This is a genomic window from Shewanella youngdeokensis (genome assembly GCF_033180165.1).
GTDB classification, from domain to species: domain Bacteria; phylum Pseudomonadota; class Gammaproteobacteria; order Enterobacterales; family Shewanellaceae; genus Shewanella; species Shewanella youngdeokensis.
Map to the genome: position 1 here is coordinate 149,312 of NZ_CP136522.1, position 15,210 is coordinate 164,521.

Sequence of the window (15,210 nt, forward strand, 5' to 3'; positions counted from 1 at the left end):
TCGTCAATAATGCTGCTTTTGTATCGCAGTTAGTAATTTTTTAGTATGGCTTACCGCTTAATTGACCAGCATTACAATGTTGCCTAGCTAGTAGTAACGGCATACGATTGAGCAGCCCTCTACACTGCAATGGTCGCTAGTGCCCGGTGACTTAAGGAACCAACATGAGCCGTATTGAAACGTTTTCCGCTATTTATGAGCGCGCCGCCGAGCGTAAAGGCGGCAGTGTAGGCTTAGAGATGCTGATGACCAAAAGTCTGTCTGATGATCAAATAGGGCAATATAGCGACGCGCAACTGTTGTCTGAAATGAGTAAAAAAGTGTTCCAAAGTGGTTTTGTGTGGCGAATCGTTGAAGCTAAATGGCCTGCCTACGAAAAGGCTTTCTTTGGTTTTGAACCGTTTAAAGTGTTAATGCTGTCACCTGAGCAATTGCATGATCGCGCGAGTGACGCAAATTTGATTCGGCATTTAAAAAAAACCATGGCGATTTACGATAACGCCCAAATGGTTAATGAGCTGGCCCATGAGCATGGTAGTTTTGCCGAGTTTGTCGGAAATTGGCCAACCGATGATATTACCGGCTTATGGAGCGCGCTAAAGCGTAAAGGCAATCGCTTAGGTGGTAACACCGGGCCCTACTTTTTACGCGCTATCGGTAAAGATACCTTCTTACTAACGAGTGATGTGCAAGGATACCTTAAGGCGCATCATCTTGTTGACTATGGCTTTTCTTCTAAAGCAGGGCTACAGCAAGCTCAAGCTGCATTTCATTACTGGCAGCAAGAGTCGGGTCGCAGCTTAGCGGATATTAGCCGAATCTTAGCCTGTAGTGTGGGTGATAACCGCATTTAATTCCCTTTTCCCTCCAATCTTTTTTTTGTTAGTTAAATGTTGGTGTTTACCGGCTTGGCTAATGAATTGTTGCACTGTCAGTTAATGCAAAATGGGTTGGCTATATCACTGTTTACGCAGGTTAAACATATGTATCAATATGTATGCGTTGGTACTCACTAACTTACAAATTACCCGTATATTTACTTGTTGACAGCTTGCGCGTGTGAGATAAATGCGGGCTAAGATTTTTGACAACGAATTTATGCATCTAGAGATAAGTTTTTGAGCATTTTTTGCTTGTAAACATACACCTAGCAGTTGGTATTTATAGGAGTTATCAATGCGGCAAATAATGAAGATTGCCTCTGTTTTAAGTGTGGCGCTATGGGTTTCGGGTTGTGGACAGCCTGCAGAGCAAGGCGGACAAAAACCGAGTGGGCCAAGTGGACCAATGGTCGTTGGTTCGATGACAGTTGCCGCTAAACCGCAGTCTCTTTCTGTAGAACTACCTGGGCGCAGTAAAGCCTACTTAGAAGCTGAGGTTCGCCCTCAGGTTAGCGGTATTATCATGAATCGCGGTTTTGTTGAGGGTAAAGATGTAAAGCAAGGTCAGTCTTTATATCAGATTGACTCAGCGACTTATAAAGCCGCATTGCTAAGTGCTAAGGCCAACCTTGAGAGCGCTAAAGCTAATCTTGCGTCTACTGAAGCTACCGCTAAACGCTATAAAAAATTGGTTGAAGAAAAGTCAATCAGTGAGCAAGACTATGATCTGGCCAACGCCTCATATCTCGCTGCTAAAGCACAGGTTAAGGTCGCAGAAGCTGCCATTTATACCGCCAATATCAGCCTTGAGTACACCGAGGTTCGTGCGCCTATTTCAGGTCGCATTGGCAAGTCAAGCGTAACGCCAGGTGCATTAGTTGCTGCAGGGCAAGCGCAAACATTGGCTACAATTCAACAACTTGACCCGATTAACATTGAGATTTCTCAGTCAAGTGCCCAGCTATTGCGCTTAAAAACCAAGTTGAAACAGGGGCAGTTAAAAGCCGCTGATGATGCTTCGGTACAGCTAATTCTGGAAGATGGTTCAACTTATGACCAAACCGGTAAGTTGCAATTTGCTGAAGTGAGTGTTGATGAAAGCACGGGTTCTATTACCCTTCGCGCTGAGTTCCCTAACCCTGACGGGGTGTTATTACCAGGCATGTACGTTCGAGCAATCCTCAATACGGGTACCGACCCTGAGGCGATTTTGGTTCCGCAACGTGCCATTACGCGTAACTCGAAAGGTCAAGCGGTTGCGATGGTGATTGATGACGGCAAAGTTGCTCCACGCGTGGTGACAACAGCTGAAGCGATTGATCATCAATGGCGTATCGTTGACGGCTTGAAAGTGGGCGATGAACTTATTGTTGAAGGTCTACAAAAAATTCGTCCTGGGGCACCGGTTAAGGCGGGTCCTCTTATGGCGGATCAAAAACCTCAACCACAACAACATAAGTAGGGCAGAGTTATGGCACGTTTCTTTATCGATCGCCCTATTTTTGCTTGGGTGATCGCCATTATCGTGATGATGGCTGGGGTGTTGTCTATCCTCAATTTGCCAGTGTCACAGTATCCCAATATTGCGCCTCCATCGGTGGTCATTAGTGCTACCTACCCAGGTGCATCAGCCAAGACCATGGAAGACTCAGTTACGCAGGTAATTGAGCAACGCATGACTGGTATTGATAACCTGCGCTATATGGCGTCAACCAGTGATAGTTTTGGTAACACTAAAATTACCTTAACCTTTAGTGCTGAAACAAACCCCGATACCGCTCAAGTACAGGTGCAAAACAAGTTACAACTGGCAATGCCATTGTTACCGCAAGAAGTTCAAGCACTTGGGGTAAGCGTTTCTAAGTCAAGCGCTGGCGTCTTGATGTTGATGGCGTTTGTTTCTAATGATGAGTCGTTTACTAAAACGGACATTGCCGATTATGTCGGTGCGAATATTCAAGACCCAATGAGCCGCGTTGCCGGTGTGGGGTCGATTCAGTTGTTTGGTGCGCAGTACGCAATGCGTATTTGGCTCGATCCACTTAAGTTGACTCAATACAGCTTAACCAGCCAGGACGTTATTGCTGCAATTCAAACCCAAAATGCGCAAGTGTCTGCTGGTCAGTTAGGTGGCTCGCCATCGGTTGCAGGCCAGCAATTAAATGCAACGGTATCAGCGCAAAGTCGTTTGAAAAACCCAGAGCAGTTCAAGCAAATTATCGTCAAAGCAGATTCAACTGGTGCGGTTGTTAAGCTTGAAGATGTCGCTCGTGTTGAGCTTGGGTCTGAAAGTTACTTGGTTGAAGCCTTTTACAATGGTAAACCGGCAGCGGGTATTGCCATTCAAATGGCTACTGGCGCTAATGCACTGGCTACATCTGCCGCTGCTCGCGCTAAAATTGAAGAGCTTAAACCCTTTTTCCCTAAAGGGCTTGAAGTTGTTTATCCGTTCGACACCACTCCATTTGTTCAAAAATCAATTGAAGGTGTAGTGGCGACATTGTTTGAAGCCGTTGTGCTTGTTTTCTTGATTATGTACCTGTTCTTGCAAAACTTCCGCGCAACCTTGATCCCAACGATTGCGGTGCCGGTGGTATTGCTTGGTACATTTGCTGTGTTGTCGTTTGCCGGTTTCTCTATTAACACCTTAACCATGTTTGCAATGGTGCTCGCGATTGGCCTATTGGTTGATGACGCGATTGTGGTGGTGGAAAACGTTGAACGTGTAATGCAAGAAGAGGGCTTAAGTCCTTTAGAGGCGACGAAAAAGTCGATGGACCAAATTACGGGCGCGTTAGTCGGTATTGGTTTGACCTTGTCAGCAGTATTTGTCCCTATGGCCTTTATGTCTGGCTCTACTGGGGAAATTTATCGCCAATTCTCTGTCACCATCGTATCTGCAATGGCACTGTCTGTTTTTGTTGCGATCATCTTAACGCCAGCACTTTGTGCCACCATGTTAAAACCGATTGCTAAAGGTGAGAGCCACATTAAAACAGGGTTCTTCGGTTGGTTTAATCGTAAGTTTGATGCATTTACCTCGCGTTACGAATCAAGCGTGGCGGCGATGATCAAACGCGCTGGCCGCACAATGGTGGTGTTTCTTGCCATTGGTGTGGCAACGTGTTGGATGTTCTTGCGTATGCCAACGGCGTTTTTACCGGATGAAGACCAAGGCGTATTGTTAACACAGGCCATGTTACCGGCGAACTCAGCCAAAGAAGCCACCACTGAGTTGTTGAATCAAGTTACAGACTTTTACTTGAACAATGAAGCTGACAACGTAAAGGGTGTCTTCACGGTTTCTGGCTATAGTTTTGCTGGTGCAGGACAAAATATGGGGCTGGCGTTTGTTGGTCTTAAAGATTGGTCTGAGCGCCAAAACCCTGGGCAAGATGTGCAGTCAATTGCTGGGCGTGCCATGGGCCGGTTTATGCAAATAAAAGAGGCAATGGTGTTTCCGTTTGTGCCGCCAGCAGTTATTGAGCTAGGTGTTGCTAATGGTTTTGATCTTTACCTGCAAGATAAAAATGGCCAAGGGCATGAAAAGCTGACCGAAGCCCGCAATATGTTGCTGGGTATGGCTTCGCAAAACCCGAACCTAATGGGCGTTCGTCCTAATGGGCAAAATGATGCACCGCTGTACCAGTTACACATGGACCATGCAAAAATGCGCGCACTTGGCGTAGATATCAGTGCGGTTAATAGCGTACTGGCTACAGCTTGGGGTGGTAGTTATGTCAATGACTTTATCGATCGCGGCCGGGTGAAAAAAGTTTACGTGCAAGGTGAAGCTGAGTATCGCATGCAGCCTGAAGATATCGACAAATGGTTTGTGCGTAACCAAAATGGCGAAATGGTTCCTTTCTCGGCATTTTCTACCGGGACTTGGGAGTATGGTTCGCCACGTTTAGAGCGCTTTAACGGCTTATCTGCGATGAATATTCAAGGTGGCGTGATTAAAGGCTTTAGTACCGGTGAAGGCATGAATATCATGGAAGACTTGGTTAAGAAGCTCCCGCCAGGATTTGGTGTCGAGTGGAATGGCATGTCTTATGAAGAACGCTTGTCTGGTAACCAAGCACCCATGCTGTACGCATTGTCTGTGATGGTCGTATTTTTGGTTCTTGCTGCTTTATATGAGAGCTGGACCATACCGTTCTCGGTTATTTTGGTGATCCCACTTGGTGTTATTGGTGCGCTTATTGCGATGAGCTCACGTGGTTTACCTAATGATGTATTTTTCCAGGTGGGGCTATTAACCACTGTGGGATTAGCAACTAAGAATGCGATTTTGATTGTTGAATTCGCGAAAGAGTATTACGACAAAGGTGCTGGGCTGGCTGAAGCAACATTACACGCGGTTCGAGTGCGGTTACGTCCTATTTTGATGACGTCGCTGGCATTTGGCTTGGGTGTGGTTCCGCTTGCTATCAGTAGTGGCGTAGGTTCTGGTGGTCAAAATGCGATTGGTACAGCGGTACTTGGTGGCATGATGACATCAACTTTCTTGGGTATTTTCTTTATTCCAATATTCTTCGTGGTGGTTGAACGTTTGTTTAGTAAGCGCGAACGCAATATTGCTAGAGAGGCCAAGGCTGCGCAGAAAGCTGCCAAGCAATAATCATATAAATGTGAAATAAAGCCCAGCCTCTGCTGGGCTTTTTGCTATTTAGCAAAGTAAATAGCGTGCACAGTTGCGTGGGGATCGTTAGCAAGTTAGCCAAGCAATAAAAGTTGAGGCAAATAGCAGGCAAAAAAAATGGACTCAGTTAGGGATGAGTCCAAAAATATATCTAGGGTATCCAGTAGGAATAAAATAAATATAACCCATGTTTGCTGTATCAGAGCTGAACATTGTTATTATATAACAAAATCTTAAGTATGGTTTGTTTAGCATGCCCTGCGCGCTTGTGTCGCAAGTTATGGTGGGTGGTAGAGCATGATTAATGCGGTATCGAAGAGGAAAAGCAAAAAAAAAGACCCATCTGGGATGAGTCGAAAGAGGTAGGCTATCAAAGTAATAATACTTGATAGATCTTAATTATAGTCGCGAATATTGAAATGGGTATTGAATTGAGTAGCGGTGCAATTGATAAGTTAAGTTGATGTTTTGAATGATATAGCTCGTTAGAGGCGCAAGCTGCTGTTGCAGCATGTTTAACCAGGTATTTAGCCTTAATCGCATTAGGCTAACTTGTAATTAGCGCATAAAATAACCACGCGGTTTTTGTGTTAGTTATTGAAAATAAAGTGAATAAAAAAGTTATCTACTCGTAAATTGTTCGTGTGGGTTTATAAGTGGGCTTTAAATGGTTTTTTTATTTAAACTCATGATTTATTAAGGTTTAAAGTGGTTAATTTATCGAATTTGCCCTAAGTTAATGAAATGTGCGGTTTTTTACACCAATTAATAGTTGAAACAACAGATTATCACGGCTGGATTTTGGCAGTTAAATGAGTAACAGTGAACAATGTTTTTGTGTCATTTATTATTTTGTCAGTGACGCTGCAGTTTAAAACCGTTGCGCTATTCGTCGACCGATACCTCTGTATCTCTGCGTGCAATTGATCATAAATAGGAATCGTTAATGCAAGGTATTTTGTTGGGCTCAGGGCTGTTTATCATCGTTGTTTGCCTTTGGATTGTCAGCCTAATTAAAAAAAGAAATACGGGCCGAGAAGCGTTATCGAGTATCGATGCGCAGCTCGCTAAACGCAGCCATTTAGTGCCAAGCATTGTGGCCAGCGTCGAGCCGTTCATGGCTGCAGAAGCGTCTTTTATTGCTGAAATTAATGACCTTAATACGCGAGTGGCAGGTGATTATGATGATACTGAACCAGGCGCCGTTCAAGCGCATTTGGCAGCCTCAATATTGTTGAATGAAAAAGTGTCACAGTTAATGAGTGAAGCTGAAATTCACCCTCACTTACGCGCCGACAGTGCAATGTTGCAAGCTATGCAAACCTACCATGAGGTTGGCGTACAGCTCACGGCGATGCAGCGTTATTATAATCACTCGATGGTAGAGCTTAACGCGGCGGTGGCGGTTTTTCCCGGCTCTATTGTTGCAATGTTAGCAGGTATAAAAGCCATGCCACTATATGAAACTGACCAAGCGATAAAGACCACTGTTGAGGCTAGTGATTACGTCAAATAAGTCGCACTACTTTAGGTTTTATTGCGAGGTGTTGTTACGCAAAGCCACTGCGTAAAACTCGACATACCTACTAACAATTGAAGCGGGTTTTATTGTCCGCTAACGGCTTAGTTTTGCTAAAGTGGAGCGTAAAATAACAGCAAAAGCCTAATCTTATGAATACTCTACCTGCTACTTTTTCTGCGTTTGCCTTATCGCTTATGGCATCCACTTGCTCGGCCAGTGCCGTCAACACTGCGCCATCTGAAGAAGACCTACGTTTATATTCAATAGCCACAGCGCCCAGTGCAAGCCAGCTTCGTAGTCACGTTGAAAAGCTCGTTGGTTTTGGTACGCGGCACACTTTATCTGAAACACAATCAGACACCCAAGGTATTGGCGCTGCTAGGCGCTGGATAGCCGCTGAGTTTGAACAGATATCCAAGCAGTGTGGTGGTTGTTTAGAGGTCATTACACTGGGCGATACTGTGACGGGTAAGCGCATACCGGAGCCGACTGAAGTGGTGAATGTCATTGCTATTCAGCGCGGTAGCCATGATCCGCAGCGCGTGGTGATGATGAGCGGCGATATAGACTCGCGCGTAACTGATGTAATGAATGCCACTTCGATTTCGCCAGGGGCTAACGATAACGCGTCGGGTGTTGCTGGAGCGATAGAGGCTGCGCGAGTACTGTCTCAGTATCAATTTAATGGCACCATTGTTTACGCTGCGCTATCAGGTGAGGAGCAGGGGCTTTATGGCGGTACCACCCTCGCGCAATATGCCAAAGACAAAGGCTGGCGCGTTCAGGCGGTGCTAAATAATGACATGATAGGCAATATATCCGGCATTAACGGCGTGATAGACAACCACTCAGTTAGGGTGTTTTCTGAAGGAGTGCGGATTGCAGAAACCGCAGCCGAAGCTAAAGAGCGTTATTTTAGTGGTGGCGAAAATGATTCGGCCTCGCGTAATCTTGCCCGAAAAATTAAAAGCTTGTCCGATCAATACATGACAAATTTAAATGTCATGCTGGTCTACCGTCTCGACCGCTTTGGTCGTGGTGGTCATCACCTGCCATTTAATAAAGCTGGTTTGCCGGCAGTACGTATCATGGAAACCAACGAAAACTACAACCGCCAGCATCAAGATATTCGAGTTGAAAATGGTGTTGCTTATGGTGATGTGATTGAAGGCGTGGATTTTGAGTTTAATGCCAAATTAACCGCATTAAACGCAATTAGTTTAGCCTCTATGGCATGGGCTCCCGCGCCGCCAATGGGAGTGGCTATTGCAGGTAAAGTGTCTGCTAATACCACGCTAACTTGGCAAGATGCGGCGCAAAAAGATGTCGTGGGATATCGGGTTTATTGGCGTTTGACCACCGAACCAGAGTGGACCCACAGTCGATATGTTGGTTTGGTAAATACTTACCAGCTAGATAATATGGTGATCGACAATTATGTTTTTGGCGTGGCGAGCGTGAGTAACAATGGCAATGTTAGCCCGGTGGTTTTTCCAGGCGCGACCGGCACCTTCTTTAGGTAATAAATACCTGAAACAAAAAAGCCCTGCTAAAGTATAGCGGGGCTTTTAATACATATTGAACACGGAGTAAGCCGCGAAATTTTACTCTGGAACTTCTTGTTTAACAACCGTTTTGCCACCATTGTGGCCAATGCGTCTTTCAAGGTAGTCGAGCATTTCTTTGGCAATGGTGTCGAGCTTCCAAGGTGGGTTGATGATCCATAGCCCAGCCGCTGTCATGCCAAACTCATCACTGTCGGGCTTGATTGATTGCTCAATACGAAGTTGGTTTTTAATGCCACTTTCAGCCAATAGCTTAAGCATGCCTTCGGTTTGCGCGCGATCAACCACCGGATACCACAACATAAACACCCCAGTAGAAAAGCGCTTATGCGCTTTAATAATGGCTTTGGCTACATCTTGGTAATCGGTTTTAATTTCGTAACTAGGGTCAACTAAAATCACGCCTCGGCGCTCTAGTGGTGGTACTGCACCAATTAAGCCTTTAAGGCCATCACCGTTAATGACTTTTACTTGTCTGTCGCCAGAAAATTGCTCGTCAAGCGTGGCAAAGTCAGTGCCATGAAGTTCATGTAGCACCATGCGGTCTTTTTGGCGCATATTCATGTCAACAAAGGCTGGCGAGCCCGGGTAAAACTCAAGATCTTTTTTACCTTGGTTGAAATGCGCGACATCGTTAATGTACTGCGCTAATGACTCGGGTAAATCACTGCGGTCCCATAGTCTGGCTACACCGTCTAAATACTCACCGGTTTTTTTTGAAAATGCATCGGTAAGAGCATATCCACCTGCGCCTGCATGACTGTCAATGTAGGCCATAGGCTTGTCTTTTTTATGCATTAATTTAAGCACTTGTAGCAGTATGGCGTGTTTCAGTACATCGGCATAATTGCCAGCGTGGTAGCCGTGACGGTAACTTAACATGGAGGTGTCCGAAAGTTTAGTGCGCAGTGGAAACTGCAAGATGTACGTATTATAGGGGCTAAGTGGTGTGAGGTATAGCTTGCCACTCTCGTGCTCGCGAGAAACCTAGTGAACAGTAACCACTTTTTAGATGTAATTAAAGTGGCTACTGTTAGCTTGTTGAGCCGTATATTTCGTTAGATCTTAAAATTAAACCCAATATTGACTGTGTCTTCACAGTAAGTGTCGCCGTAAGTTATTGGCGCATCATCAAAGAAAGATGCCTCAACAAAAAACGATAATGCCTTACTATAGTTGTAGTTAACACTGCCAATTAATAATGCTTGGCTGTCATCTTTCCATTCGTCGGTATAGGTTTTGTGTTGGTACGACACGCCAAAATCAAAGTCGTTGAGTCGATATTTTACCGCACCAACATAGGTGTTCTCGTTTTTAGAAAATGCATGCTCGTTCAATTCCACTAGGCCTGCCACAGTAACATTGCCAAGCTGGTAATCGGCGCCAATAGAGAAACGCTCATAGTCATTTTCTTTGTCGACGGCGGGGTAGCTTTTATCAACGCGAACATAGCCGGCACTGGTGTTAAATGAGCTTGAGTTGTAAACAATACGCGCTGACAGAACATCGCCATCGGATCCGTTATCATTTTTTAATGACACGATAGCTGCAACGAACTTAATTTTACCGCTGGCTAAGTCAAACTTCGGCGTAGCGTAGGCAAAAATGTTGTCGGTGTAGGTTACTTGATCCCACAACATTTTATTTGAACTGGCCAGCTCTGCATTGTTGGATTGGTGAATATCAACGCGCTGGTAAATTTCGCTGTAAACGCCGGAATACCCTTTACCGACAACTACCGCGCCGTAATTGGTTAGAAAGATAGCGCGGGCAATGGTAACTTCAATATCATCATACCCACGGTCACTAAAGTTGTCTGAGTACTGGGCTTCAGCGTCGTATTTTACTTTTAGGTTGTCGGTTTTATATAAGCCAGACAAGCCGGCTTTAAGTTGTTGAACCTCGGTTTGGTAGTCTTTGCCGGTTTGCCATGTTGACTGGCCTTGGGCTTCACCGTAAAAATTATTATTAAAAGATTCTGCAAGTACGGTAAGCGGAGAAGCCGAAGCGATAAGGCACGCGATTGCTAAGTAGTTTAGTTTCATGTTTTTCCCTCAAAAAAAGCCACCTAAGTTTTAGGTGGCATCTTCTATTTTCTACTGATCAAAATGCGGTGTGATGATGGTGGCGCGATATCCCGGTGCGCCAGGAGCCATACCGTGTACCCAAATTTCTACTGATGGCTTGTCGTCGCCATGTTCAAATTCAAGGATCTTACCAATGGTCTTACCGGCATAAAGACCCGTGCTCATTGATGCCACTAAGTTAGAGTCTTTATCTGGGTAGTATTGAGTGATAGACGTCACCGGAGAATAAAACTCGTAACCACGTTCTTTACCGTATTGCCATACTTGCTTAACCGTCATGTTTTTCTGGTCAATAACGTATTCAACTGCACGGGTATATTTCATTGAAGGAAGTGCAGGTTGTTCATTGAAGCGGCCGTCACCATTATCAAGCACAAACAGGTTAAAGTTACGCTTGCCAGAGTCTTTACCTATGTAGGCTGTATGCTGAGTCCAAGTAAAGTCAAAGGTGTCTGGATCTGGGCACTTGCCTTGTTCTGTACACTCAATCTTGCGACCTTTGCTATCGATAGGTTGCAGTACTTTTTTAGCTAGGTCGCCTTTCCAGCCGCCTCGCGCACTTAAAATCCATTTAACTTCATTATCTTTACCAATTTTTATATTGGCCGACTGATGGCGTGAAGAGATGATAATACTGTCATCGTTTTCATCGTAAGTAACAGAGTTAATGTGCGCCCAGTTACGGCCAGCGCCAACCCCTGGTACGTCACCATAAGGAGCATTTTTAAGTTGTTCAGCAGAAGCAACTTCACCTTGATGATCAGCGTCAACGTTTAAGCACACTGCGCCCATATCTAGCCCTTTAAGAGTGATATCTCTGAATGGATCAAGAATTTTATTGAGGTCCCATTCGTGCACTAGCTTACCGTTCGGGTCAACTTCAATGATGTGGTCACGCACTGTCGTCACCAAATCATTGAAGGTGTTTTTGTAATCTTTTTTGGCGACTCGAATAATCATATTGCCGTTGTCGCGATGGTGGATATCATGCGAAAAATCAGCGTAATTGCCTGGTAAGTCACGTGAGAATACATGTTCACCCATTAGGCTCATGCGGTGGTATGCCTGACCTGCGCCCCAAACTAAGTCTTTACCGACTTGTTTAATGCCCATCACATAGCCTGTTTTACGGTAGTGGTTTGCATCGCGAAATGCTTGGTAATCCATGTACCAGCGCAGGTCACCATTGGTGTCATACATGCTCAGTGTGGGAGAGCGATCCCATAGGCCAGCACCGTTTGCTGATGGGTTGTTATGAGCGATAACAGAGCGTTGGGCACCATCACCAAAGCCATCAACTAAATAAAGGCGGTCTTTGAATTTATCAGTTGCTTTAATTTTTACTTCGCCTTGTAAGGAAGACGACCTTGCATTGGCTGCGGGGGTAAACTTAACGCCACCAGTGCGCATATTGAACACGTGAGATTGTTGTTTACCACCTTCTTTCCAGTCAATTTGTACTTTGTTTTGGTAATCAGCGTAAAGCCCAAATACTGGAATGCCAGAGTGCTGTAGCAGCTCTTGAGGGCTCACTTTATAGTGAATATCTACTCCGTTATCACCTTTAGCTAGCACAGTGACATTAACGTCTGTCAGTACACGTTGAGAAGGGATGTCTACCACGGCTGTAAGTGGGGCGTAACCGTATTTATTCATGTAAATAGTACCAATGACTTCAGTACCTTTTGAATACACGGCCATCCCGCGAGCAGATTTTAGCGAGCTGCCTACAGCTGCCGAATATTGGCTGATGCTCATACAGCTAACTGCTGCAACGATTAATGCAATGTTAGAGAGTTTCATTGTATTACCTATAATTTAAATTATTGAATAATAACTATTGTTATCGTACATGATGTGTATTTGACGCCTTCGTCACCCTCGGTAACAATAAAAATTTATAGGGTGGCGAATGAATAAATCGCACTGTGATTGCTTGGGGTTAATTTATTTTATTGTTTGGCTGGCTGGTAGCTATATGCGGAAAGAGTGAATTTCTAAATGGGAAAAAATATTTAAGAGCAAGCTCAATAGTTCGCAAAATATGAGAACTTAATCACTCAATTTAAGGTGCTAAATATGTGATTAATGTTTATTTGTTAACTTATTTTGGGTTTTAGCTATGGCGATGTTCAACTTTTTTTTAAAAATAAATGATAGAGCAGGTTTCTTTTTTCGTTACTTGTCTATAATGCAAAATGATTGAAAATCAGCCGCCATGAGTTAATTAGGATGAGAAATTTCGCGGTTGGCTGAGGATTTTTTGGGTGTTACAGAGCTTTTATCTTAACTTAAATGGATTATACAACTTGATGATAAAAGGTGCTAAATACAAATTTAATCATATTGAAATCAAGCAGTTAGTGTGCACTTTGTTTTTGTTTTTGATTTTTAATTTATCTACAAACTTTAGTTTTGATTTTTTAAGCATAATCCCTTTTACACAAAAATTCATTTCTCATGTTGCGCCGAGGGTGATACTGGTTTGTGGTGTTTTAGGTTTAGCGCATTTTGCGATTAATCGATATTTTGGATATTTTTTAAGAGGTAATCGTTTCAGTTTTTCTCAGCGGGTTTACGTTTTAATATTCTTTTTTGGTTGTACCAAGTTATTAATGATCATTAAGGGAGAGAAGGTTGAACTTAGCTTATTAGAACGTTTTCACATGTTGGTGATTTGCTTTTGCTCGGCGGGTGGTATTGCCTGTATTTCAATGTCTGCGCTAGGTTATCCAGCTTACAAATTATTATTAGCAAGTATGGCCACCCCTATTTATGTTGGGTTGTTACTCTTGCCCTTTACGTTATATTACCTCAAACGAAAGCCCGCTGAGGTTAAACCACATGTAGCTGAACAGTCGAAGCTGAGTTGGTTTGAATACTTAAAAATATACGTGATAGGTGGCTGTAAGTTGGTGGCTAATAAAGGCTTTGTGATATGTATTTTAGAAATCATTGATAGCATTTTTAATATTCACCAAATGGACTTTAGCTTTCTAACCTATTGGCCAACAACCTTGCTGATTAAGTTAGGTTTTGATGATACCGCTGCGAGTGTGGTAGCCAATTCTTTTGTAATGAAAACGCTAGTAAATCGTGATATGTCAATGATTTATTTGGCTAATAGCAATGTTTTTGATGGCCTAACAGTATTGCAGCAGTGTTTTGCCTTGCCGCTAATTATTAACATTGTAAGTTTAAGCGCGCTGACGATTATTTCGTTAAATATCATTGCTATGTTTGGTAAAGAGGGCTACCAGTTTATTCGGGTATTACCGTTTGCCTTTTTAACCGCATTGATTGTACCGCTTATCCCCGTTGGGCTGTACGGATTGTATGTGTCTTAAGCTTTATTCAAGCCGTTAAATGTAGTTACTGTTTAATTTGTCGGTGATCAGCTCCATGATGCGCGTTGCAGTCGGAGACATTTGCTGATGATGTTTAGTGCCAATTTGCACTAATACTTTGCTGTAAATGCTGCCATTAAACAGGACTTTAATGTTTTCTTGTCGGCTGGCAACCAGCTTGGTATGCGGAATAAGACCTATACCGTTACCATTATTAATAAACTCATCTGACACGACTTTTGAGTCGGTATATATTGAACTTTTAATCGCAAACTTACATTTGGAACCATCGACTTTTTCGCAGTAAAAATGCTGTTCATCAATGGTATCTAATGAGGTTAAAATCATATTGTGCTGGGATAACTCTTCAAGTGTTGTTGGTTCACCGTGCTCGGCAATGTAGTCGAGGCTAGCAACAAAATAACAGGTTAATTCACCAATAATATGGCTGCATATATCAGGGTCGTTAATCGGAATGGTGGTGATAAAGAAGTCACCTTGAAAGTGCTTAATGCTATGGCGGTCAACAATCGTTGATATTTTTACTGCTAACTCAGGTTCTTGCTTCATCTGTGCTGACAGTATATCTCTGACGATGCGAACGCCTAGCCCTTGGTTCATACCAATGTGCACACATGATTTTTGCTGATGAGTCTGCGAGATCAATGCATTATTAATGCGCTCAATTTTACTTAACTCGGTTAATAAACTTTTACCAGCATCGGTGAGTGATAACCTGCCATCTACTTTGCTAAACACTTCTGTACGGTAATAGTCTTCGACTTTTTTTAAGCGTTTATGAATAGTTGAAGGGGAAACATCTAGCTGTTCAGCGGCTCTTGTTAAACAACCTGTTGCCGCAATAACTGAAATGGTCGAGATAAAATCGATGTGCATAAAAATTTATTCAGGTTGTGTGAAGAGTGTTTATGTTAACAACTCCCTCCTTTAATGGTTGATTTTAAATCAATATCTGCAGAGTCGATCTCACTTAATTGGTACTTATTACTGTGTTAGTGGCTGCACTTAGTTGCAATAATTTGGGTGGCCAGTGTTAGGTTGTAAGCTTAACGGATAGGTAAAACTTTGGTGAACATAGTACACGCAGTTAGGCAGTTAGCTCAGGTATAGGTATTCACTGCTCTAGGCTTTTGGCATAATGG

The 15,210-nt window shown here is 43.5% G+C and carries 10 protein-coding genes; 6 read left to right on the forward strand and 4 right to left on the reverse strand.

Going from position 1 to position 15,210, the window contains the following annotated elements:
* Positions 1-164 precede the first annotated feature (164 nt).
* From RGE70_RS00690 to RGE70_RS00710, 5 genes are all read left to right on the forward strand, one after another.
* Positions 165-854 (forward strand): DNA-3-methyladenine glycosylase I, encoded by a 690-nt coding sequence (locus tag RGE70_RS00690; protein WP_310469638.1) that lies wholly within the window; start codon positions 165-167, stop codon positions 852-854.
* 322 nt (positions 855-1,176) lie between these two features.
* Positions 1,177-2,343: an efflux RND transporter periplasmic adaptor subunit gene (locus RGE70_RS00695; protein ID WP_310469639.1), complete on the forward strand. Its 1,167-nt coding sequence runs from the start codon at positions 1,177-1,179 to the stop codon at positions 2,341-2,343.
* Between the two features lie 9 nt (positions 2,344-2,352).
* Complete coding sequence (locus RGE70_RS00700) at positions 2,353-5,505, forward strand: efflux RND transporter permease subunit (protein WP_310469640.1); 3,153 nt, start codon at positions 2,353-2,355, stop codon at positions 5,503-5,505.
* 967 nt (positions 5,506-6,472) lie between these two features.
* On the forward strand, positions 6,473-7,042 hold the full coding sequence (locus tag RGE70_RS00705; protein ID WP_310469641.1) for a LemA family protein: 570 nt from the start codon (positions 6,473-6,475) through the stop codon (positions 7,040-7,042).
* Positions 7,043-7,197: 155 nt separating this feature from the next.
* A complete protein-coding gene (locus RGE70_RS00710) occupies positions 7,198-8,571 on the forward strand; it encodes a M28 family peptidase (protein ID WP_375087879.1) in 1,374 nt (457 codons plus the stop codon).
* An 81-nt stretch (positions 8,572-8,652) separates the two neighbouring features.
* On the opposite strand, the gene RGE70_RS00715 is transcribed toward RGE70_RS00710, so the two are convergent.
* The 3 genes from RGE70_RS00715 to RGE70_RS00725 all read right to left on the reverse strand — a co-directional run bounded on the left by RGE70_RS00715 (position 8,653) and on the right by RGE70_RS00725 (position 12,503).
* Positions 8,653-9,495, reverse strand: a complete 843-nt coding sequence (locus RGE70_RS00715; RefSeq protein WP_310469642.1) for a 23S rRNA (adenine(2030)-N(6))-methyltransferase RlmJ — start codon at positions 9,493-9,495, stop codon at positions 8,653-8,655.
* 176 nt (positions 9,496-9,671) lie between these two features.
* Positions 9,672-10,658 (reverse strand): porin, encoded by a 987-nt coding sequence (locus RGE70_RS00720; protein ID WP_310469643.1) that lies wholly within the window; start codon positions 10,656-10,658, stop codon positions 9,672-9,674.
* Between the two features lie 51 nt (positions 10,659-10,709).
* Positions 10,710-12,503, reverse strand: coding sequence for an aryl-sulfate sulfotransferase (locus RGE70_RS00725; RefSeq protein ID WP_310469644.1), 1,794 nt, complete (start codon positions 12,501-12,503; stop codon positions 10,710-10,712).
* A gap of 812 nt (positions 12,504-13,315) precedes the next feature.
* On the opposite strand from RGE70_RS00725, the gene RGE70_RS00730 reads away from it, so the two are divergent.
* Positions 13,316-14,047: a hypothetical protein gene (locus tag RGE70_RS00730; RefSeq protein ID WP_310469645.1), complete on the forward strand. Its 732-nt coding sequence runs from the start codon at positions 13,316-13,318 to the stop codon at positions 14,045-14,047.
* Between the two features lie 15 nt (positions 14,048-14,062).
* On the opposite strand, the gene RGE70_RS00735 is transcribed toward RGE70_RS00730, so the two are convergent.
* Positions 14,063-14,944 (reverse strand): LysR family transcriptional regulator, encoded by an 882-nt coding sequence (locus RGE70_RS00735; protein ID WP_310469646.1) that lies wholly within the window; start codon positions 14,942-14,944, stop codon positions 14,063-14,065.
* Positions 14,945-15,210 lie beyond the last annotated feature (266 nt).